General features: G+C 61.1%; 26 protein-coding genes. 6 read left to right on the top strand and 20 right to left on the bottom strand.

Annotated features, from left to right (window positions below; translation table 11 throughout):
• The 8 genes from RR842_RS03790 to RR842_RS03755 form a co-directional block, all read right to left on the bottom strand.
• Positions 1 to 408: SLBB domain-containing protein (locus tag RR842_RS03790; RefSeq protein WP_332729012.1), on the bottom strand; the 408-nt coding region annotated here is incomplete at its 3' end.
• 450 nt (positions 409 to 858) lie between these two features.
• Positions 859 to 2,100: a tRNA uracil 4-sulfurtransferase ThiI gene (gene thiI / locus RR842_RS03785; protein WP_332729011.1), complete on the bottom strand. Its 1,242-nt coding sequence runs from the start codon at positions 2,098 to 2,100 to the stop codon at positions 859 to 861.
• Between the two features lie 247 nt (positions 2,101 to 2,347).
• On the bottom strand, positions 2,348 to 2,608 hold the full coding sequence (locus RR842_RS03780; RefSeq protein ID WP_332512741.1) for a DNA-directed RNA polymerase subunit omega: 261 nt from the start codon (positions 2,606 to 2,608) through the stop codon (positions 2,348 to 2,350).
• Between the two features lie 7 nt (positions 2,609 to 2,615).
• A complete protein-coding gene (gene gmk, locus RR842_RS03775) occupies positions 2,616 to 3,188 on the bottom strand; it encodes a guanylate kinase (protein ID WP_332512740.1) in 573 nt (190 codons plus the stop codon).
• Between the two features lie 8 nt (positions 3,189 to 3,196).
• Positions 3,197 to 3,505, bottom strand: coding sequence for an integration host factor, actinobacterial type (mihF, locus tag RR842_RS03770; RefSeq protein ID WP_332512739.1), 309 nt, complete (start codon positions 3,503 to 3,505; stop codon positions 3,197 to 3,199).
• Positions 3,506 to 3,712: 207 nt separating this feature from the next.
• Positions 3,713 to 4,438 (bottom strand): orotidine-5'-phosphate decarboxylase, encoded by a 726-nt coding sequence (gene pyrF, locus RR842_RS03765; RefSeq protein WP_332512738.1) that lies wholly within the window; start codon positions 4,436 to 4,438, stop codon positions 3,713 to 3,715.
• Positions 4,432 to 5,331: a dihydroorotate dehydrogenase gene (locus RR842_RS03760; RefSeq protein ID WP_336821700.1), complete on the bottom strand. Its 900-nt coding sequence runs from the start codon at positions 5,329 to 5,331 to the stop codon at positions 4,432 to 4,434. The genes pyrF and RR842_RS03760 overlap by 7 nt, the downstream gene beginning before the upstream one ends.
• Positions 5,332 to 5,399: 68 nt before the next feature.
• Entirely contained in the window at positions 5,400 to 6,209 is an 810-nt protein-coding gene (locus tag RR842_RS03755) for a dihydroorotate dehydrogenase electron transfer subunit (protein ID WP_332729010.1), read from the bottom strand.
• Between the two features lie 296 nt (positions 6,210 to 6,505).
• Here RR842_RS03755 and RR842_RS03750 point away from each other — a divergent pair, with 296 nt between their 5' ends.
• On the top strand, positions 6,506 to 7,147 hold the full coding sequence (locus RR842_RS03750; RefSeq protein ID WP_332729009.1) for a DUF3267 domain-containing protein: 642 nt from the start codon (positions 6,506 to 6,508) through the stop codon (positions 7,145 to 7,147).
• Between the two features lie 247 nt (positions 7,148 to 7,394).
• On the opposite strand, the gene RR842_RS03745 is transcribed toward RR842_RS03750, so the two are convergent.
• Together RR842_RS03745 and RR842_RS03740 are read right to left on the bottom strand one after the other, a co-directional pair.
• Positions 7,395 to 7,553, bottom strand: a complete 159-nt coding sequence (locus RR842_RS03745) for a hypothetical protein (RefSeq protein WP_332729008.1) — start codon at positions 7,551 to 7,553, stop codon at positions 7,395 to 7,397.
• An 11-nt stretch (positions 7,554 to 7,564) separates the two neighbouring features.
• Entirely contained in the window at positions 7,565 to 7,753 is a 189-nt protein-coding gene (locus RR842_RS03740; protein ID WP_332574794.1) for a helix-turn-helix transcriptional regulator, read from the bottom strand.
• A 251-nt stretch (positions 7,754 to 8,004) separates the two neighbouring features.
• On the opposite strand from RR842_RS03740, the gene RR842_RS03735 reads away from it, so the two are divergent.
• Together RR842_RS03735 and RR842_RS03730 are read left to right on the top strand one after the other, a co-directional pair.
• Positions 8,005 to 8,415: a VOC family protein gene (locus RR842_RS03735; protein WP_332729007.1), complete on the top strand. Its 411-nt coding sequence runs from the start codon at positions 8,005 to 8,007 to the stop codon at positions 8,413 to 8,415.
• A 73-nt stretch (positions 8,416 to 8,488) separates the two neighbouring features.
• On the top strand, positions 8,489 to 8,911 hold the full coding sequence (locus tag RR842_RS03730) for a VOC family protein (RefSeq protein ID WP_332518643.1): 423 nt from the start codon (positions 8,489 to 8,491) through the stop codon (positions 8,909 to 8,911).
• 63 nt (positions 8,912 to 8,974) lie between these two features.
• Here RR842_RS03730 and RR842_RS03725 read toward each other — a convergent pair whose 3' ends face one another.
• Together RR842_RS03725 and RR842_RS03720 are read right to left on the bottom strand one after the other, a co-directional pair.
• Positions 8,975 to 9,157, bottom strand: a complete 183-nt coding sequence (locus RR842_RS03725) for an SMR family transporter (RefSeq protein WP_332518644.1) — start codon at positions 9,155 to 9,157, stop codon at positions 8,975 to 8,977.
• Positions 9,158 to 9,342: 185 nt separating this feature from the next.
• Positions 9,343 to 9,528 carry a hypothetical protein gene (locus RR842_RS03720; protein WP_332521746.1) on the bottom strand — a complete coding sequence of 62 codons (186 nt, stop codon included), beginning with the start codon at positions 9,526 to 9,528 and terminating at the stop codon, positions 9,343 to 9,345.
• A 261-nt stretch (positions 9,529 to 9,789) separates the two neighbouring features.
• Between RR842_RS03720 and RR842_RS03715 the strand changes: the two genes are divergently transcribed.
• Entirely contained in the window at positions 9,790 to 10,287 is a 498-nt protein-coding gene (locus RR842_RS03715; protein WP_332729006.1) for a crosslink repair DNA glycosylase YcaQ family protein, read from the top strand.
• A gap of 77 nt (positions 10,288 to 10,364) precedes the next feature.
• On the opposite strand, the gene RR842_RS03710 is transcribed toward RR842_RS03715, so the two are convergent.
• From RR842_RS03710 to carA, 5 genes are all read right to left on the bottom strand, one after another.
• The gene (locus tag RR842_RS03710) at positions 10,365 to 10,697 is read right to left on the bottom strand and encodes a type II toxin-antitoxin system PemK/MazF family toxin (protein ID WP_332729005.1); all 333 of its coding nucleotides are present in this window, start codon (positions 10,695 to 10,697) and stop codon (positions 10,365 to 10,367) included.
• Positions 10,694 to 10,876, bottom strand: coding sequence for a hypothetical protein (locus RR842_RS03705; RefSeq protein WP_332729004.1), 183 nt, complete (start codon positions 10,874 to 10,876; stop codon positions 10,694 to 10,696). Before RR842_RS03705 ends, RR842_RS03710 begins: the two co-directional genes overlap by 4 nt.
• 182 nt (positions 10,877 to 11,058) lie before the next feature.
• On the bottom strand, positions 11,059 to 12,111 hold the full coding sequence (locus RR842_RS03700) for an inorganic phosphate transporter (protein WP_332518649.1): 1,053 nt from the start codon (positions 12,109 to 12,111) through the stop codon (positions 11,059 to 11,061).
• Between the two features lie 314 nt (positions 12,112 to 12,425).
• A complete protein-coding gene (carB, locus tag RR842_RS03695; protein WP_332574732.1) occupies positions 12,426 to 15,653 on the bottom strand; it encodes a carbamoyl-phosphate synthase large subunit in 3,228 nt (1,075 codons plus the stop codon).
• A complete protein-coding gene (gene carA, locus RR842_RS03690; RefSeq protein ID WP_332729002.1) occupies positions 15,646 to 17,034 on the bottom strand; it encodes a glutamine-hydrolyzing carbamoyl-phosphate synthase small subunit in 1,389 nt (462 codons plus the stop codon). Before carA ends, carB begins: the two co-directional genes overlap by 8 nt.
• Positions 17,035 to 17,347: 313 nt before the next feature.
• Here carA and RR842_RS03685 point away from each other — a divergent pair, with 313 nt between their 5' ends.
• Entirely contained in the window at positions 17,348 to 17,539 is a 192-nt protein-coding gene (locus RR842_RS03685; protein ID WP_332514366.1) for a hypothetical protein, read from the top strand.
• Between the two features lie 241 nt (positions 17,540 to 17,780).
• On the opposite strand, the gene RR842_RS03680 is transcribed toward RR842_RS03685, so the two are convergent.
• Both RR842_RS03680 and RR842_RS03675 read right to left on the bottom strand, forming a co-directional pair.
• Entirely contained in the window at positions 17,781 to 18,818 is a 1,038-nt protein-coding gene (locus tag RR842_RS03680) for a proline racemase family protein (RefSeq protein WP_332729001.1), read from the bottom strand.
• Positions 18,819 to 19,080: 262 nt separating this feature from the next.
• A complete protein-coding gene (locus RR842_RS03675; protein ID WP_332514364.1) occupies positions 19,081 to 19,299 on the bottom strand; it encodes a hypothetical protein in 219 nt (72 codons plus the stop codon).
• A 28-nt stretch (positions 19,300 to 19,327) separates the two neighbouring features.
• Here RR842_RS03675 and RR842_RS03670 point away from each other — a divergent pair, with 28 nt between their 5' ends.
• Positions 19,328 to 20,176: a class I SAM-dependent methyltransferase gene (locus RR842_RS03670; protein WP_332729000.1), complete on the top strand. Its 849-nt coding sequence runs from the start codon at positions 19,328 to 19,330 to the stop codon at positions 20,174 to 20,176.
• Between the two features lie 74 nt (positions 20,177 to 20,250).
• Here the strand turns inward: RR842_RS03670 and RR842_RS03665 are convergent, their stop codons facing one another.
• Positions 20,251 to 20,457 (bottom strand): hypothetical protein, encoded by a 207-nt coding sequence (locus RR842_RS03665; RefSeq protein WP_332728999.1) that lies wholly within the window; start codon positions 20,455 to 20,457, stop codon positions 20,251 to 20,253.
• Between the last annotated feature and the right edge of the window lie 462 nt (positions 20,458 to 20,919).

The raw sequence follows: 20,919 nt of genomic DNA, 5'->3' as shown, positions 1-20,919 counted from the left end.
GCTGGGAACAAGCACCTGCTCGCCGTCGGCCACCTCACGTGCTAGATTGAGGGAATCGCAGGCGGCTCCTTCTGCAAACCCGCCGGCAGCCTCGACCACGTCGAGCACGCGCGAGCCCTCAGAAACCTCGTACACCCCCGACACTGCCACCGCGCCTCCCACATGCACCCGCAACATCCGTACTTCGGACACCTCTTCCCCGGCAAGCTCCCCAGTCCCCTTGCTCGACGATTCAGCCACGGGGCCTTCAAGGGCAAACCCATCCGAAGAAGCCGCATCTAACAGCATTTTCCCTGCCACTACCAGCACCACTACCGCCAGTGCCGTCACGCCCATCAGCACCGGAGTGCGCGTTTTCGACAGGTGCAGCTTCGCACGCCATGATTCCGCGCTTCTCTGAAACGACATAGCTGCCTCCCGCCTGATAGCTTCTTCCTGCATCCGATAAGCCGATCATAGCGCCGCAACCTTGCCGATCCACCGTAAAAAAGCCGTTGGAAAACCGCATGGATCTATCAGGTTTGCGGCAAAACCGCCGTCAGAACGCAACCGTCACCCAAGCAGAAACTAGACAGCATCCCAGCAAAACCCGCAACAACCCCCCTTGCCCTCGATTGGCAAGACCGCCTGAGGACAAGCATTCCTCCCAGAACCCGAATCGCTTCACGACGGCGGAGCGGCTCGAGTAAAACCGAACAGCACATCAACTGCCTGTGCGCAACAAAATGATCCAAACAAACAGCAATGATTGCTCAATAGAAGAGGACGCCTGTTCGCTATCGAATAGGCGTCCTCAAGCAATCACCAGCAAGCGGTAGATATAAATCTATGCAGTTGTATATCTCGTAGCGAAAGGCGCTATTGGGCAGGAATCTCCGCATCGCGTCGGCGGCGAAGCTTCTTCGGCTTGTAGGCCGAGCATGCATAGTCGCGTACTTCGACGTTGTCGATGATCTCGTCGATCCACTTCTCCAGGGGAAGGGCGCTCTCGGCCTCCAGAACCACCGGAAGCTTGGCATGCGTCTCAGGGCTGCGAGGCATGAACAGCGTGCAGCAATCAGGCGCATCCTGCGACGAGATCTCGAAAGTGCCCGCTCGCTGCGCCTCGCCGATGATCTCCAGCTTGTCCGTGCCGATGAGCGGACGGAACACGGGGCAATCCACGGCCTGGTCTGTCGCACGGATGTTATCGAGCGTCTGCGAGGCCACCTGTCCGAGGCTCTCGCCCGTTACCAGCGCACCGGCATGTTCGATACGGGCCAGTGCCTCGGCCACCTTGAACATGAGACGACGGTACATGATCACGCGCAACTCGGGCGGCACCGTGAGCGCGATCTCGCGCTGGTAATCGCCGAACGGCACGGTATACACGCGTGCGATGCATCCCGTGCGCTCAAGCACGCGGGCAATGTCGTCTACGAGGTACTCGCTCGCATCGGAGGTTTGCGGACGGCCCGAAAAATGCACACCGATGCACACGGCCCCGCGCCGTGCCATCTTCCACGTGGCCACCGGCGAATCGATACCTGAGGAGAGCAGGCAGACCACCTTGCCCGAGCTGCCCACCGGCAAGCCGCCCACACCCGGCACGGAACGCGCATAGACATACGAGGCGTTTTGCACCACTTCGACGCCCACCGTGACGTCGGGGTTCTTCATGCGCACCCCTTTGTCAGGGCAAGCCTCCGAAAGCGCACCGCCGATGATCTGGTTCATCTCCATTGAGTTCGTGGCGAAGTCGGTGTGGTTGCGCCGCGCGGCCACTTTGAACGTAGAGAAATCTCCCGCCTCGGAGAGCGCCGCGAGGGCCGTCTGGATCATCTCGTCCAAGTCGCGCTCGCACTTGAATCCGCACGACACCCGCGCCACGCCCGGTACGCGTCCGATTACCTCGGACGCCGCGACCGCCGTGTCCCAGTCGGTTCCCTCACGCAGAAACACGCAGATACGTCCCGATATACGATGGATCGTCACCACCGGGAAGCCGGTAAGCAGCGCCTCGAGGTTCTTCAGCAACCGCGTCTCGAACACCGAGCGGTTGTGTCCCTTCAGGCCGATCTCGTGGTAATGGGCAAGGATGATGCGCTGGAACTCAATCATGGGAATCCTTCGTGAGCACGCGCTTCGCGCGAAGCGCACAGGGCTCATAGGTTGCGTAGTAGGTCAACGAGAAGCCCCGAGGTACGGAAGCTGCCGTTTTGCGCCTGCCACGTCACGCGAAGCACGAGTCCTTTCGGAGAAGCGTGCTTCGGTACGGAGGAAAGCGCAAGAATGGCAAATCCGAACACCTCGGGGCTTCGCAGTAGCGGGCGGTTCCGACGACCGTAAGGCTGCCGGAACCCAAACCCTAGTGGTTCTTGATATCGATGGAAGTAGGGTCGAAGGACACTTCGCCGCGGGCAACCTCGTTGAACGCGAGCGAGAGCGGCTTCTTGTCGGCAGCGCGGGCGATCTCAACGGCCGTCTGCAGCTGGATGGCGCGGTCACGCTGGCCGCGCATCATATCGTTGATGTCATGGGCGCGCTTCGATGCGAGCGCACACAACAGGAAACGATCGTTGTCGGTCCTGTTCAGCAGGACGTCGATCTTAGGTTCGATGATGCTCATGGGATATTTAACCTCGTGCTTCCTCGGCTTGTTCGTTGACGTAGCGCACTAACTCAGCAGTCGCCTCGTCAAGGTTGTCGTTCACCAACCGCATATCATACTCCATTTTATGCGAAAGCTCCACTGCGGCCGCATCCATGCGCTTCGCAATTACCTCGTCGGTCTCGGTACCTCGTCCTCGCAGACGCTCCTCGAGCACTTCAAGCGACGGCGGCTCGACGAACACAAGATGCGCAGCCGGCATCTTGTCGCGCACTTGGAAGGCACCTTGCACGTCGATTTCAAGGACGACCTGCTCGCCATGGGCCATATGCTCCTCGACCGTGGCACGCGGAGTTCCGTAGCGGTTGCCCGCATACGTCGCCCACTCAAGCAGCCCCTCGTGATCAACCAGATTCTGAAATTCCTCATCCGAGGCGAACTGGTAGTGCACGCCATCGACTTCGCCTCCGCGGGGAGCGCGCGTCGTCACCGAACGAGACACCCAGGCATCGGGCACCTCTTGCAACAAACGGGCCACCAGCGTGCCTTTGCCAGCACCTGATGGCCCCGAAATGACAAACAGATTGCCGTGTCTCATACGGCCGGTTAGCCCAAACGCTCCAGAAGTGCAGACTGCTGACGCTCGCCCAGACCGCGCAGGCGGCGGCTCTCGGCGATCTGCAATTCTTTCATGATCTTCTCAGCCTTGGCCTTGCCATAGCCGGGCATGGTCTCGATGAGCGTGGACACCTTCATGCGGCCCACGATGGGATCGTTCTTCATCTCGAGAACCTTCGCCAAAGTAAGCTTGCCGGACTTCAGCTCGTCACGGACCTCGGCACGCTTGATGCGAGCTGCCTTAGCCTTCTCCAGGGCCGCCTGACGTTCTTCCGGGCTGAGTTGAGGAATAGCCATCGTGTTCTCTCCTTCTTTTCCAAAACGATTCCGTGATACTATCACGCAATAGGTCGTCTTGCCTTGTCAATCGCCGTAATTCCTAAAAATTTCAGCGCGATGTCACACATTGTAAGAGCAGGTCGCCCCGTTTTCCGCGTTTCGTCGCACAATCGTCAAACAAACACACCATACGAGGCCGTACAGGCGAAACGTGGAAACTGGAAACTACAGTTCCGCTACGATCGCGTCGAATGCCACAGCAGGATCGTCGGCCAACGTGATGGGGCGGCCGACGACGATATGGGACGCACCGGCAGCAAACGCTTCGGCCGGCGTAGCCACGCGGCTTTGGTCGCCCTTGTCGGCACCTGCCAGCCGCACGCCGGGTGTGACGATGTAGGCATCGGGCCCCAGTATCTCGCGCAGACGGGCCGCCTCGCGCGGCGAGGCCACCACGCCCGAGATACCGGCACGCTTGGCCTGTTCGGCCAGCACGACCACTTGGTCCGACATGGCGCGGGACACTCCCGTTTCGGCAAGCGCTGCATCGTTCATGCTGGTAAGCACGGTGATGCCCAAGGTGGCAGACACATCATGGCCGTATTCAGCAGCGGCGCGCTCGGCACCTTTCTGGGCCGCCTGCATCATGTCGACACCGCCCACGGTGTGCATGGTAAGCATGTCGGCACCGCTGCCCGCCGCCGCATAGGCCGCACCCTCTACCTGGTGCGGGATATCATGAAACTTGAGATCGAGGAACACCTTGAAACCGCGCTCCTTCAGCGCATAGACGATAGCCGGGCCGTTCGCGTAGAACAGCGTCATGCCCACTTTCATCCACGTGGCCTTGCCCTGCAGCGCATCAGCGAGATCGAACGCCTCCTCGATACCGCAGTCGAGCGCGACGATAACCCGGTCGCGCGCGGGTATGTTCTCGAACGAGCTTAGCATTCAAGCGCTCCTATCAGTTCCTTGACGTCTTTGACGCCCTCTTCTTCGCAATACTGCGCTATTCCCTCGATGATTTCAACCGTGGCGCACGGATTGGCGAAATTCACCGTACCAGCGGCCACCGCCGTAGCGCCTGCCAGCATGAACTCGACGGCGTCGATGCCGGTGGATATACCGCCCATGCCCAGCAGCGGAATCTTTACGGCCTTGTGGCACTCCCACACCATGCGCAGCGCCACCGGCTTCACCGCCGGGCCGGACAAGCCACCCACGACGCGCGCAAGCTGGGGACGACGGTGTTTCGCGTCGATGGCCATGCCCAGCAGCGTGTTGATAAGCGAGAGCGCATCGGCACCGGCCGCTTCGGCCGCACGGGCGATCTCCGTAATGTCGGTAACGTTTGGGGTGAGCTTCACGATAAGCGGCCGCTTGGTGGCTGCACGGCAGCGCGACACAACGGCCTCCACGCTGCTGCTGCTGGTGCCGATGGTCAGGCCGCCCGCATCCACGTTCGGACACGAGATGTTCACCTCGTAGGCATGGATCGGCGCATCCTCAAGCGCCTCGATGACCGCCACGTACTCGTCGAAGCTATGCCCCGACACGTTCACGATGACCGCAGCCCCACGCTCGGCCAACCAAGGCAGGTCGTGCTCCTTCAGGTGGGCGACCCCCGGGTTCTGCAACCCGATGGAGTTCAGCATCCCGCACGGCGTCTCGGCAATGCGAGGACTCGCATTGCCCTCCCAGCCATTGAGCGACACTCCCTTGGTGGTAACCGCGCCAAGCGTCGCCACGTCAACGAAATCGTGGTACTCGCGTCCCGCCGCAAACGTCCCTGAAGCCACCGTGACCGGGTTCTTCATATCCAACCCGCCGAGGTTGACCGCCATGTCCACCGAAGTGGGGCGAGGCTGGCGGGGCGAAGGCCCCACAGGTTGATGGCGCTCGATCGAGGTCATCACCACACCACCTTCCGCGCATCGAAAACGGGTCCGTCAACGCAAGCACGCAGTTTCCCGTCCACCGTGTCGACCACGCAGGAAAGGCAGGCGCCCACGCCGCAGGCCATGCGCTTTTCCATCGACAGCTCGCAGGGAACGTTTGCCGCCTCGGCCATGCCCGCCACGATCTTCATGAGCGGCTCGGGACCGCAGACCGCCAGGTAGTCGTAGGGCTCCCCCGCCGCTTCCGCCTCGGCAAGCGCCTCTTGCACCAGCGACGTACAGAAACCCTCGCGCCCAAAACTGCCGTCATCGGTAGCGCAGCGCGGCGGCGCGTCAAGCAGCGCCTCGTAGCGCAAACGGCAGGTGAGCGCCTCGCCGGTCTGGGCACCCAGCACCACGTGGACGGACGCACCTGCCTCGGCCAGCTGCTCGCACAGCATGAACAGCGGGGCCGCCCCCACGCCGCCACCCACCAGCAGCGCCCGCCGCGTACCGGCTGGCGGCTGCCACGTGCGACCGATGGGGCCGATCAGCTCGACGGATGCCTCCGCACCGACTGTATCCGGCTCAAGGCCCACCATATGCGCACTGCCGAAACCAACCGCCTGGTACAGCACCTCCAACGTCCCCGCGTCCGCATCGCGTGCGTACACCGAGAACGGACGGCGCAGGATATGCGCATCCATGCCCGGCACCTTCATATGCACGAACTGTCCCGGCTCGATGCGCGCAGCGATGTCGGGCGATACCAGCGTCATGACGTAGAGATTCGGGCCGACGCACTCGTTTTCCACGATGCGCGCCCGTTCGTTGACAAGGGCCACGAGATTCCTTCCTGCACGAATACGTCGGCCGCCTCTTAAGAGCCGAACGCCTTGTTTTCTTACGGCAGATTGTATCATCGAAGCCTGTCCTCCGAGCCTCCGACAGGGCGAAATGCAAGGAATACGCAAAGCAGCCGCCGGTAAAAGCAGGGTGATGCGTGGCAGAGGAGCCCCAAGGATCGGCAGGTACAGGCCAGGCCGATGGCGACATCCTCGCAGAAAGAGTCCTTCGAGCGCACACGGCCCCTCTGCTATGATGACGCTTGCCAACCAACAGAGGCAGGGGGCACGATCTTTTGAACGACACGCAGAAAGGTGAGGCGCGCAAGCTCACCAAAGCAGAGCGGGAACGCAAGGCGGCCTACGAGGCGCTCGAGGAGAACCTGGGCAAGCAGGGCTACCGCAAACACGACCTCACCATCGGCGTCGTTCAGGCGAACTTGTATGCAATCGGGCTGGCTCTGCCCGTCGTGGCCGTGCTCGTCGTCGTGTTCTTCGCGCTTCACCCCGCAGACTCCGTCTCGTTCGACTTCGGGAGCATCTTCGCCGTACTCGCCACGTTCGTCATGCTTATCGTAGTTCACGAGGCGATACATGGACTCGTGTGGGGCGCGTTCGCAAAAGGGCACCGGCGCGCCGTCTCCTTCGGGTTTATGGTGCAGTACCTCACGCCGTACTGCACCTGCAACGAGCCGCTGCCGAAGTACGCCTACGTCATAGGAGCCTTGGCGCCTACGGTGCTGCTCGGATTGCTCCCCGCCGCCGTGGGGATCGCCACCGGCTCGGGCATTTGGCTGGGTGTAGGATTGCTCCTGATCGTCGGCGGAGGCGGGGACCTTGCTATCGTGATCAAGCTGCTGCGCTTCAAACCCAAAGGGAACGACGTGCTCTATCTCGACCATCCTTACGAGTGCGGCATCGTGACCTTCACGCGGTAACGTCGCCAGCGGCGGCGTGCGGCATCCGTCACAACCACAGCAACGACGGTTGTATCCATACACGTCCTTTCGTTTCACGGATCAATGCAGCACCGCAGACTCGAGGTACCAACTTCCATGAAACGATGCGGAAACGCACCGCGGCAAGCCACGGTACCTCACCTGGGAGACACGGTACGCATCCTCTGCCGATGGCACCCTTAGCGAGGAGCGACAATCGGGTAGGAGGTGCGCCGACGAACGGGTGCTACGAGCGCAGCATACGGTAGCCGACCACCGCCTTTGCCACCAGCAGCGAGAACATGAGCGTGGTAGCATACGGCTGCATCGTTGCCGTGAGCACGACCACCGTCGCAACTTGTACCGCAAATCCGACGAAGGCAACGCCGCGTGCGGCCGGCCGCACGCGAACGATGGCTATCGCAGCTCGTCCACCGACACCTCGAACAAGCGCGCCAGCGCCTGCAGCGAGTCGAGGTTCGGCGAGCCTCCGCCCGTCTCCCACTTCGATACAGCCGTGCGCGACACGTAGAGTTTCGCCGCAACCTGCTCCTGTGTCATGCCGCGCTCTTGGCGCAGCGCTTTCAGCTTCTCGTTCAGTTCCACGAGCGTCCGCCTCTCTCTCGAAGCCGCCTATTCTGACCGATGCGCCCCGTGGCGGCAAGACACGTTGCGTGTCGTCGGCGAATCGTGGCGAAGCGGCATTCGTCGGTTGACGAAGCTGCTACAGAGACTTGGGATCCATTGCGCATCGGGCACCGAGACCGGAATATAGGAAAAGCGGACTTTAAACCCGACGGTACCCAGCGGCAGAGCGTCCTCGACGAGGGCGGCCGCACCGAGGAAAGGCGGACAGCATGCTTTTACCCGACCAGCGCCTGAGCGCGTTCCTTACTTTCAATGGCAACGCCGAGGAGGCTATGGACTTCTACGAGACAGTATTTCCCGATGCGAAGAGAGTCTCGTTGGTGCTCTTCGGCGCGGGCGAGCCGCACGGCGACGAGGGCAAGGTGCTAAACGGCACGCTCGACCTTGGCGGTGAGCGGGTGTTGTTCATGGACATGCAGGCAGCCTATCCGGCACCAGCGTTCAGTTGGTCAACGTCGCTGTTCATAACCTGTTCCGACGAGGAAGATTTCGACGGCCTGTTCGCGGGACTGTCCGCAGAGGGAATGGTGATGATGGGTCCCGAACCCGTGGGCGACTTGCGAAAGTGCGCCTGGGTTACCGACAAGTTCGGCGTGACGTGGCAGCTGGTGTGGGAGTAGCTTGAGGAAACGCTTCGGCCGGGAGATCAGGCGGTCTCCCTCCAGGGTCGAGCCAACAGATAAGGAGCATGCTATGGGATTCTCATTGTTCATCAACTTCAACGGAAACTGCAAGGATGCGGTCGACTTCTACGCGCGCGTGTTTAAGGCTAACGTAGAGGGCATGATGACCTTCGACCAGATGCCGCCCGATCCCGCCTACACAGTGGCCGACGAGGATAAGGCGAAAGTCATGTACTGCAGCGTAGCCATTTGCGGCATGAATGTCATGTTCAGCGATGTTCCCAGCGGCATGGAGCTCACCGTGGGCGACAACATCAGCCCCGTCCTCATCTCCACCGACAAGGACGAGATTCGCCGTATGTACCACGAGCTCAAAGAAGGCGGGCACGTGAACATGGAACTGCAAAAGACGTTTTGGAGCGAACTCTACGGCATGGTGACCGACCAGTTCGGCATCAGCTGGCAGTTTTCGTACGAGGAAGAAACCGCGTAGAAAAAACCCACCTCTTACCGTTTCAGGCCATTTTTCGGTGCCCAACGACCGCTTTGGTAACCATCAAACGCCGATAGGCCCGATGATAAGCAGCACTTTTGTAAGGGAAACCGGCTCGGTGCCGACGAACATGCCGTAAGCCACCGTAAGCGTGGCACCGATGCCCACCCAGATTGCGTAAGCGGTACCTGTCGGCAGCGTTTTGACGGCGTATGCGAGCCCGAGCATGCTGCATGCAAGTGCCATCTCCGGACTGCCCTTGAGGAGATTCGGAGCGCCTACCACCATCGCAAAAAATTCCGCAGCCAGAGCGAACAGGGCGATGAGTTAGATACGCCAAAGATGTTTTATGCGCGAGTCGATATCCGAGAACAGCTCAAAGGCGCCGCCGTCTGTCCGCTTGCGGAAATATATCCAACGACCCAGGGAAGCTACCTGCTCAATACCGGCATCCTCCATGAAGCGCAGGTACTCCTGCTCACCCGCCAGCCCGCCGCCAGCCGCACGCGACCGCCGCTAAGCGCTTCTGCGTTCTGCATGATGCCGTAGCCGTGCAGGGGCTTCCTAAGCGATAGGAGGATGTAGAAAACAGCCTCGGTCAAGGCGATGGAATCCATGGGTTCTCCGTCTGACAGTGTATCGATAGGCATTATATCGGACCTCGATATAAGGCATCGGCAGCCGATAGAGCGTCAAGACGTTTGACGCCCAAACACCACAGGACGTGGAAAATTCACCATGCTCAAACAACCTTAGCGTGCAACTATTGCGCGATCGCTGGAGTAAAATGGGTTTTGCTCAACCCTGCGCATTGCCGCAGACCTTTCCGCGGTGCCCCTGGCGCATGCCATGTTCGGCATAGAGAGAGCAGGAAAACCGTGCCAGACCCGACCGTCGAACAGATTAGATCGTTCAGGCTGCACGCCCACCACCTCGACGCGGAATACGACGCCGCCCAAGCAGAAGAACTCGTCGGGGCGTGCGGCATGCAAAACTCCCCGCCAGGCGCTTGGGAGGCGGCGCTGTTCAATCGCGCGCCCGCATGCCACCTGTCCGATGCCACACGGATGCTCTCTCAGGACAAGACACTTGTGCAGGCATGGAGTTTGCGGGGTGCGCCGTACGTGTTTCCCGCGGACGAAAGCGCCACGTTTCTCTCCCCGCTCGTTCCTTCAGACGACGAGCCTTGGGCGTACACGAACGGTATCGGACTCGCCTTAGGTGCGCTGCATCTGGAATTCGACGCCGACGCTGCGAAGAAATTGGTGCGGAAGTTCATCCACTGCTACGGCCCGACAACGGCGAATGCGCTCGCAGGCTGGATGGGATGCTCCGGCAAGCAAGCACGTCGACTCTGGCACGAGGTCGTCTGCTGATCTCGCTTTTCAGCGACACCGCGAATGAAGGAATATCACCTTGGATGGTAAACTTGAGGCGCACCTGCATTCTTACCTTACCTTAGCTCAAGCATACCTCGGATGCACCCTATAATGGTTCGCATAGTCTCGTCGTTGGCGCGCCCAGCGAATCGGCATCCTCGATGGTCAAGATCGATGGTTCTAAGCTTCTCAACACAGGCGAATCCCTGCACACCCTCCGCACCGGCAACGGGAATATGGAGCGGATACCCGTTGTTCCCGCTCGTTACCGGCACAACCGCAACGAGGCTTGAACGGGAGTTGAAACCGTATCCGCTCACGACAATCGCCGGACGCGACTTCGCCGGCTCGTGGCCAACTGAGGGATTAAAATCAACGATAACAATATCTCCCTGTTCCAGATTCATTCCACTACCTCGTCGCCCACGTCTTCTCCCCAGTCGCATTCCGTCGGCTGCTTGCTGTCGGAATAACCCGCGAATAGCTCGCCCATAGAAAGATAGGGCACGTTGGCAACGACACGATGCGCCTCAAGCTCGGGGCGCATGATGATAAACGAGCCTCGTTCGTCGTGACCGAGTTTCATGAAAAGACGCCTGTCTACGTCGATCCCAAGGCTTTCGCACACATCTTTCGGTATGCGGACGGCACGAGACGTTCCCCAGGCACACAACGGTGTGATTTTTTCTGCTAACGACATTGAATGCACCTCCTGAGATATCTTGAAAGATATCTTAACAGTTTGCAGGTTGCGAAGCAATCGAACGTTTAGAAAAGCCAGAGGAACAGATAGGCGAACGCAAAGCCGAGCAGGCCGCATCCGGGGAACGTGAGTATCCACGCCTTCACCATATCGCCCGCAACGCCCCACCGCACCGCGCTTTTGCGCTTCGCAGCGCCCACACCCATGATAGCGGTGGTGTTCGTGTGGGTGGTAGACACCGGAAGACCGGTGAACGTGGCCAGCATGAGACAGAAAAACGTGGCGCAGCTGGAAGCGAAACCCTGATACGGCTCCAGTTTGACCATATTCTGACCGACGTTTTTGATGATGCGCTTGCCGCCGACCGCAGTTCCCAGGCCCATGCAGGCAGCCGAGAGGACCATGAGCCAGATCGGCAGCACCATCTGATCGGTTTGTCCCGTTCCATGGGCCAAAGCGATGGCGAGTACGAAAATACTCATGAATTTCTGTCCGTCTTGGGCGCCGTGCATGAAGGCCACGCCCGCTCCCGACAGAATCTGCGCCCAGCGAAACGTCCTTGACGTGCGTCCGCGATCCATGTTGCGACAGGCGCGTGTGACGATCTTCGCGTTCAGCCACCCCAGGAAGAACCCGAGCAACGTGGAAAGCACGATACCGTACACCACTTTCATCCACTCGTTCCCGTTGACGGCACCAAGACCACCTTGCAACGCAATGGCCGCACCGGTAAGACCCGCGATAAGGGAATGACTCTCGCTGGTGGGAATGCCGAAATACCACGCAACGACGCCCCATACGATAATGGCGACCATAGCAGCCGCAAGCGCAATGAACGCCTGATGGGAATCACCACCGAAGTCGACCATGTTGAAGATGGTCTGGGCTACGGCAACCGTGACCAGCGATACGAGCAGAAGTCCGAGGAAGTTGCAGACAGCAGCCATAAGGATGGCTACATTCGGCTTCAACGCACGCGTCGACACGACCGTGGCGATGGCGTTGGGAGCATCGGTCGCACCGTTGACCACGATGACGCCGATGTTGAGCAAGGTCACCACCACCAGCACCGGATTAGCGGCGAGTTCGGCAACGAACGAGGCTAGTTCTATGGTCACAACTTCTCCCCTGGCGTACGTTTTGAAAAAAATCCAACGAGTCGCCAGTCTAGCGCAAACTTTACAAACGAAGATGCTCGCAGGGAACTTTGTAGCCAAACAGAAGGTCGTCCGGGTAAAATTTGTGTAAAGTCGTATACGCCAGCGAGGCCGGTACCCATGAGAGCCAAGGGGCTGTATCCAAAGCCCCAGAAACCGAACAGCAATCCACGAAAACGAACATCGACGACCGCATGACCGCTGATGTTCGTTTTGCGGTAACTTTATGAAACTTCAAGAACTTTTGATGCAGCTCCCAGCAAAAGATTCCTACCCTACCCCCACTGCGGCAGGTCTTGCAGGGCCACCACCGCAAGGCCGCTTGCGCGGGCCACTTCCATGCCGGCCACCATGGCCTGGGCTCCGGCGAGGTTCGTCACGTGGGTCACGCCGTGTTTCACGGCCTCGAGGCGCAGCTCGTAGCCGTCGGCGCGGGTGGCGTGGCCGAAGGGGGTGTTTATCATGAGGGACACCTCGCCCGCGGCGATCATGTCACGCACGTTCGGCGTGCCCTCGTGGATCTTCTTGACCTCTTCGCACGCCACCCCCGCGGCACGCAGCGCCCGCGCCGTGCCGCCCGTTGCCACCAAGCGAAAGCCCAGGCGCACGACGTCGCGGGCAATGGATACGATGGCGCGCTTGTCGCGGTCGCACACGCTCACGAACACCGTGCCGCCCGCGGGCAACGCGTAGCTGATAGCCAGCTGCGTCTTGGCGAACGCGGCCGGGAAGTTGCGGGCGATGCCCATAACCTCGCCGGTCGACTTCATCTCAGGTCCGAGCACGGTGTCGGCACCGGGGAAGCGGCCGAAGGGCATGACGGCTTCCTTCACACTGAAGTGCTCGAGGCGACGGTCGTCGGGCGGCAGGCCCAGGTCAGCTATACGCTCCCCCGCCATGACGCGCGCGGCCAGCTTCGCCAGCGGCACGCCGGTAGCCTTCGACACGAACGGCACGGTGCGGCTTGCGCGCGGGTTCGCCTCGATGATGTAGATGACCTGGTCTTTGATGGCGAACTGGATGTTGATGAGGCCCACCACGCCCAGTCTCAGCGCCAGCTGGCGCGCGATGGAGCGCAAGTTGGCCTGCACGGCCTCGGACAGGGCGAACGGCGGCGTGCAGCAGGCCGAGTCTCCCGAGTGGATGCCGGCCATCTCGATGTGTTCGAGCACGCCGCCCACGTAGACCGCCTCGCCGTCGCAGAGCGCGTCCAAGTCAACCTCGACGGCACCCTCCAGGAACCGATCGAGGTACACCGGATGGTCGGGCGAAATCTTGGCGGCTTCAACCATGTACTTCTCCAGCTGGGCACCGTCGTAGACGATACCCATGCCGCGCCCGCCCAGCACGTAGCTGGGGCGCACCAGCAGCGGGAAGCCTATCTGGTCGGCTACGACGCACGCCTCTTCGAACGTGGAGGCCATGCCGGCGGCCGGATAGGTTATGCCCAGCTCGTCGAGGATGGCGGAGAAGCGGTCGCGGTCTTCGGCCAGGTCGATGGACTCAGGTGACGTGCCCATGATGGGCACGCCTGCCGCGGCCAGCGCGTTCGCCAACTTGAGCGGCGTCTGGCCGCCGAGCGTCACCACCACGCCGTCGGGGCGCTCCACGTCCACGATGTCCATGACGTCCTCGAACGTGAGTGGCTCGAAGTACAGCTTGTCGGACGTGTCGTAGTCGGTGGACACGGTCTCGGGGTTGCAGTTCACCATGATAGTCTCGAAGCCCGCCTCGGCGAGCGCGTAGGACGCATGCACGCAGCAGTAGTCGAACTCGATACCCTGCCCGATGCGGTTCGGCCCGGCGCCCAGGATCATGGCGCGCTTCTTCGTCTTGGGGGCTACCTCGGTCTCATCCGCGTCATAGGTCTTGTAGTGGTAGGCCGTGGTGCTGGGAAACTCGGCGGCGCAGGTGTCCACGGTCTTGAACGCCGGACGCACGCCCAAGAGTTTGCGGCACGTGCGCACGGTAAGCTCGTCGGAGCCGGTGAGGTGCGCGATCTGCACGTCGGAGAGGCCGTAGCGCTTGAGCAGGCGGAAGGCATCCGCGTCAAGTTCATCCAGGTGTAGGCCGCGCAGGTTCTCCTGCACGCGCACCATGTCGTGCATGCGCGCAAGGAAGAAGGGGTCAATGCGGCTCAAATCGAAGACGCGCTCGACGCCCCAGCCGCGGCGCAGGGCCTCGGCCACGAAGAAGATGCGCTCCGCCGTCGGGCGGGCCACCATATCCTCGAGCGCGGCGTCGTCCACGTGCGTTTCCTCGCCTTTGCCGTCGGCACCGAGGCCTCCGCGCCCGTTCTCCAGCGAGCGCATGGCCTTGCCGAGCGATTCCTCGAACGTGCGGCCGATGCCCATGACCTCGCCCACGGCCTTCATGCGCGTGGACAACGTGTCGTCGGTGCCCTTGAACTTCTCGAAGGCGAAGCGCGGCACCTTCACCACGCAGTAGTCGATGGACGGCTCGAAGCACGCAGGTGTGGCTTTCGTGATGTCGTTCACGATCTCGTCAAGCGTGTAGCCCACAGCCAGCTTCGCCGCGGCCTTTGCGATAGGAAAGCCGGTGGCCTTCGACGCGAGCGCCGAGGAGCGCGACACACGCGGATTCATCTCGATGACAATCATGCGGCCGTTGTCGGGGTTGATGGAGAACTGCACGTTGGAGCCGCCCGTCTCCACGCCGATCTTCTCAAGGATGGCCAGCGATGCCGCGCGCATGCGCTGGTACTCCACGTCGGTAAGCGTCTGGGCGGGCGCGACCGTGATGGAGTCGCCCGTGTGTACGCCCATGGGGTCGAAGTTCTCGATGGAGCACACGATGATGCCGTTGCCCGCGTGGTCGCGCATGACCTCCATCTCGTATTCTTTCCAGCCTTCGATGCTCTCTTCCACCAGCACCTCGCCGGCAGGGGAAAGCTCTAGGCCCTGGCCCACGATCTCGTGCAGCTCTGCCGCGTTGTGCGCAATACCGCCGCCCGCGCCGCCCATGGTAAACGAGGGGCGCAGCACTACGGGGTACCCGAGCTCGCCCACAATGGCCTCGGCATCGGCCAAGGAGTAGGCGTAGCCTGAGCGCGCCGTTTCGATGCCCAGCTCCGCCATGCAGTCGTTGAACAGCTTGCGGTCCTCGCCGCGCTCGATAGCGTCGAGGTCGCAGCCGATCATTTCCACGTCGTACTTCTCGAGGATGCCGGCGCGCGCCAGCTCGACGGCCGTGTTCAAGCCGGTCTGCCCGCCCAGCGTGGGCAGCAACGCATCGGGGCGCTCAAGAGCGATGACCTGCTCCACGAACTCGACCGTGATGGGCTCGACGTAGGTGCGGTCAGCCAGGCCCGGGTCGGTCATGATGGTAGCGGGGTTGCTGTTCACGAGCACCACGCGGTAGCCGCACGTCTTCAGCACCTTGCAAGCCTGCGCGCCCGAGTAGTCGAACTCGCACGCCTGGCCGATGACGATGGGGCCGGAACCGATGACGAGGATGGTTTGGATGTCGTCGCGCTTAGGCATGGGCGCCTCCTTCCGTTATCGAGGCGCAGGGCGAGGCTCCGGCAACCCTCGCCGCTTGTTCGCCGAACGTCCAGCCCGCCAAACGGTCGGCCGCGATGTCAATGTCGAGGTAGTCTTCGCGCTTGTCCATGAGGCGTGCGAAGGCCGTGAACAGGTAGTGCGCGTCGGTCGGGCCGGGCGAGGCTTCCGGATGGTACTGCACCGAGAACGCCGGGATGTCGAGGAAGGCGATGCCTTCTGCCGTGCCGTCGTTGAGGTTCACGTGCGTGAGGCGAATGCGACCGAAGCGCTCGTTGTCCACGACGGGTGACACGCCCTCGCGCACCCAGAAGCGCAGGTCGTCTTCATGCTTGGCATGGCCGCCCGAAAGCTCGGGCACGAGCGCGCCGAGGCTCGGGAACAAAAGGCCGAAGCCGTGGTTCTGCGCCGTTATCTCCACGCGTCCCGTGAGCAGGTTCATGACCGGGTGGTTGCCGCCGCGATGCCCGAACTTCAGCTTCTCGATGCCGGCACCCGCCGCCTTGGAGATCATCTGGTGGCCCAGGCAGATGCCGAACACGGGCACACGCCCGAGCAACTTCTCCACCTGGCTGTACGTGCCCTCGACGGCCTCTGGGTCGCCGGGGCCGTTGGACAGGAACACGCCGTCGGGGCTCAACGCCAGCACCTCGTCGGCCGGGGTGTCCCACGGCACCACCGTGAGCTCGCAGCCCGAGCGCACGAGGTTTTCCAGGATGGAGCGCTTCACGCCGCAATCGTAGGCGACGACGCGGTGGGTTGCAGCCGCCGGCGCGGACACGGCGAACGAGTGGCTTTCAGGCAGCGTGTCGAACGCGTGCGGTGCGTCGCACGACACTGCAGCTGCCAGGTTCTGCCCGACGATGGACTCGCTGGCGCGCACCTTGGAAAGCAGGCTGGCTGCATCGACGTCGACGGTGGATAGCACGGCACGCTGCGCGCCGCAGTCGCGCACGTGGCGCACGAGCGCGCGCGTGTCCACGCCCTCGATGGCAACCACGCCGCGCTCGCGCAGGTAGTCGGGCAGGCTGGCCTGGCTGCGCCAGCTCGAAGGCGTCGCACACATATCGCGCACCACCAGACCGCGCAAGGCGGGTTCGTCGGACTGCGCGTCGTCTAGGTTCACGCCGTAGTTGCCGATCTGCGGATAGGTCATGGTGATGATCTGCCCGGCGTAGGATGGATCGGTGATCACCTCAAGGTAGCCTTCCAGCGACGTGTTGAAGCATATTTCGCCGAACACCTCGCCTGCGGAGCCGCAGGACACGCCGCGGAACACCGCACCATCTTCCAGCACCAGCACCGCCAGCTCAGGCGCGAGCTTCGAGGTGCCCACCAACAGCTTGTTCGCAATCTCGCTCAAAATGTTCCTTCCTCCGTCTGCAGCACAAACAAAAACGCCCCCGTCTAAGACATGGGGCGCAGATAAGCGGAAAGGTATGCTGCACACCTTGTCGGTCTCTCCGTACCGCCTTAAAGGTCGAGCGCTAGTATACACGCATTTGCTATATTCAAAGTTAAAAATGCACTATTTTATGACTTTTTGCATCTAATATGCAGAATAGAAATTTGACAGCTAGAATCACCTACCTCCCAAACGCGCACGTTTGATATCGCGATAAAATTGGATCAAACAAATGCACTATACTGGGCAAAACTGAAGGAAAGGAACAGTTATGAAAGATGGAAAGTGGCATTCCGTATGGTTCACTGCATTAACTTTCATCGCACTGGTAGTCAGCCTTGTCATTACCTTCGCGGTTCCGGATGCTCAACCAAAAAATTTCATCGATTATCTTCCTACCATTTTTCTTGCCATCCTATTTGTAGAAGAACTCGTAATGACCATACGGAAGAAAAGACAATAAAGACGACCGCATTATGGCAGTCTGAGCGAGTGCCATGCCCAACTGCAACAACTCCCGCAACTCCTCACGACGATGCTCGTCGAGCTTCTGATGGATGCGCTGGCGCGCTCGACGAGCTGGCTCCCCGGACGCACCGCAGACAGGTTCGCGTTTCCCGCCTTGTGCCGAAGCTCTCTCGCCCCTGCCGTCAACGAAGCAGCCATCTTGCAATCAACCTGGGTAGATGCCTCGACAGCATCCCTCAGCATCCAGGCAAGAAACCGTACCTGAGCGGATCGGCAGCGTCGATCAGGCACGTTCCCGCACTGGTAAGGAAAGCTCGACCGGCGATGCGGGGAATGACGGCATCGAAGCCGCCCACCGTGGTTTCGCGATCGACCACGCCCGTGAAACTGGTGCCGATAAAGCTCTCGCAGCGCACCGGCTCGCCGCACGCGATGGCGCCGCGATGGCGAAGCGCTGCCAAGTGGGCGCTCAGCCCCGTCCCGCAGGGCGAGCGATCCACCGATCCTGCTCCGAACACGACGAGGTGACGCATGCTCCCCGCAGAGGAGTCGGGGGCGCAATCGTAGAACTCCACCAGGTCGACCGCATCTATGTCGAGCGTCGGATGCTTGAGAGCCACGGTGCGGTTCACCGTCTCGCGCACCAGCGTCCCCAGGTGCGCATAGGCGGACGCGTTTGCGGGACCGATCTCACCGAGGCCCAGCCCCGCGGCATCGACGAGCGCGAAGAAACTGCCGCCGAAGGCGATGTCAAGCGAAATCTGGCGGCCTTCGACTTCTGCCACAACGTTTTCGCGATACACAAAAGAAGGAACGTTCTCGAAAGAGACCGATGCGACCGTACCCTGTTCCACGCGAGCTGTTGCCCGGATGAGCCCGGCCGGCGTATCGAGCACGATTTCGTTTTCCCCTTCGTGGGCCCCAACGATCCCCGTCTCCACGACAACTGTCACCACACCGATCGTGCCGTGGCCGCACATGTTCAGGTAGTCGCCCGTGTCCATGAACACGACGCCAACATGGGCGCGCGGGTCGACCGGATCGCACAGGAAGGCACCGAACATGTCATGGTGGCCGCGAGGCTCGTGCATGAGAGCGCGCCGCAACCCGTCGGCATGCTCTTCCATCCAGCGGCGCTTCTCGATCATCGTGTCGCCCTGCGGCTCCGGAAAGCCCCCGACGGCAACGCGACAGGGCTCGCCCGCTGCGTGCACGTCGACCACGCCTACCGCCGCTTCGAAGCGATCGAACTCCACCTTTGCCGCTCGGTCCATGTCCGCTGCCCCCTCTTTGCCGTCCGCACGCTGAAGCCGTGCGGACGTTTGCCCCGTCCGGAAAGCACCAGTATAAAGGTTTTGCGATAAGGGATTTCGAAGAGAAACTTTGCCGACAGCCGTGCGCATGTTGCCAGCATGCAGTCGTAAGGCCCGGAAGTATGCAGAGGCACTGCCTGCGACGCGCTCGCATGCTTCCACAGCATCGGAAGTTGCGGAAATCTTCACCCACGAATTTTCTTTCTTAGGCGTACAATAGCCGTCAAACAACAGCGATCGACGGGAGGTTTCTCCGGCGCGCCGGATGCCGAGGGTTCAGCGGCGTAGACGCGACTGGAAACGAGCAGAAGAAGATCAAAACCAAGGAAACGCAGCCGACACCGCTTGGACGCTGCACGTATTCCCGACGTTTGATTTTGTTCTGCTTCGCGCCCTTTTCAGAACGGGTCGAGCCGCAGAGCAAAATCTGCGGCTCTTTCATTATCAGTTCCGAAAAAGGAGACTCTACGATGACCGCGTCAATGCCCGACCTCTTGCGCGCCACAGCAGTTCACCCCGCGCTCTACGAGAAATCCCCCCTTGCGTTCTGGGATGACGACCATATTTCCGCGCAGATGCTCGCCAACCACCTCGACCCCACACACGACGGGGCCAGCAGGAAGCATGCCTTCATGGACAAGTCCGCAGCCTGGATCGCAACCGCTCTGCCACCGGACGAATTCCCCGACCTACTTGATGTCGGCTGCGGTCCCGGCCTCTACGCCGAGCGGTTGGCACGCGCCGGATTCAACGTGGCTGGAATCGACCTCTCCCGCCGCTCCATAGCCTACGCGCGCAAGTCGGCCCAAAGCGCGGGGCTTGAAATCCGCTACGAGCGGCAGGACTACCTCGAACTTGAGCTGAACGGTCGCTTCGACGCAGCCGTGATGATCTACTGCGACTACGGCGCGCTTTCGACACAGGACCGTCGCACGGCGATGGCGCATCTGCACCGCCACCTGAAGCCGGGAGGGCGTTTGCTGCTCGACGCGTTCTCCCTTGCGCACTATCGCAGCGCACAGGAAAACCGAACGTGGGAGGCCTGTCCGGACGGCGGCTTCTGGAGTCCGCACGAGCACTGCGTGTTGAAGGAATGCCGCACGTACCCGCCGAACGTGATCATGGAGCGCTACGCCGTTATAACCGAAGACGGCACAGCAACCCACAACCTCTGGAACACCTGCTTCACCGCAGTGGCCCTCGCGGAAGAAGCGTGCAGGGCGGGATTCAGGGTATGCGGCATATTCGGCGACGTCGCAGGCTCGCCCGCAAGCGACAAGGGAGATACCGTCGCACTGCTTTTGGAAAGAGAGGGCTGACACCTCGCGCATCGAAACAGGGAGAGCCGAATCCTCAAAAAGGTTCGGCCCTCCCTGGCGGATAGAACCGTCAGTCATCCAACAGAGCCGACACTCCTTCGGATTGCCCTTGGATGTAATCCGTAGGCCAGGAGCGCCCGCCACGCAAGAGCACACGACACGACCGGGAGCACCATGACTAGGAGCACGAACACGTCACCGACGAGGCAGTAGTTAGCCACCTCGAAGATAGGTGCGTTCTCGTCGTTGTTCACTGCCACGATGATGCCGGACCGGGACATGCCGGCCACATGCTGCACGGCACCCGAGATATCGCACGCAACGTAGATGTCCGGAGCTTCAAAGAAACATGAGCAGCATCACGCGCGAGTGTCCGGAAACAAAAAACCCATCTACCTCACAAAAAACGGTTCAGCCGCGCTAGTCGTGATGGACGCTGAAGCGTTCTATTAGCCACCAGCCCCGAACTTAGGCAGCACTACGATCCGGCCTACGAGGCAATGCGCCCCGCTTTCAACTTCCGCATACTTTGCTGTGAACATTTTGGGATTTACTATCGCATTGACGACGAATCTCACAAAGTGACCGTATTCGCACTCGAAGACCAGCGCCGCAACCCACTCGACCGCTTCACGTCATACGAATACGCCGTAACGTCACTCGACGTATTTGACGATCGCTAGTGTGCCTTCTCCTGTACCCCAAAACAGGCAGGAGGACGGCATCGAGCGTCGAGCGTCGAG

It is taken from the genome of Gordonibacter sp. (assembly GCF_036667095.1).
Taxonomy (GTDB): Bacteria; Actinomycetota; Coriobacteriia; order Coriobacteriales; family Eggerthellaceae; genus Gordonibacter.
This window is presented reverse-complemented; position numbering and strand designations above follow the sequence as displayed.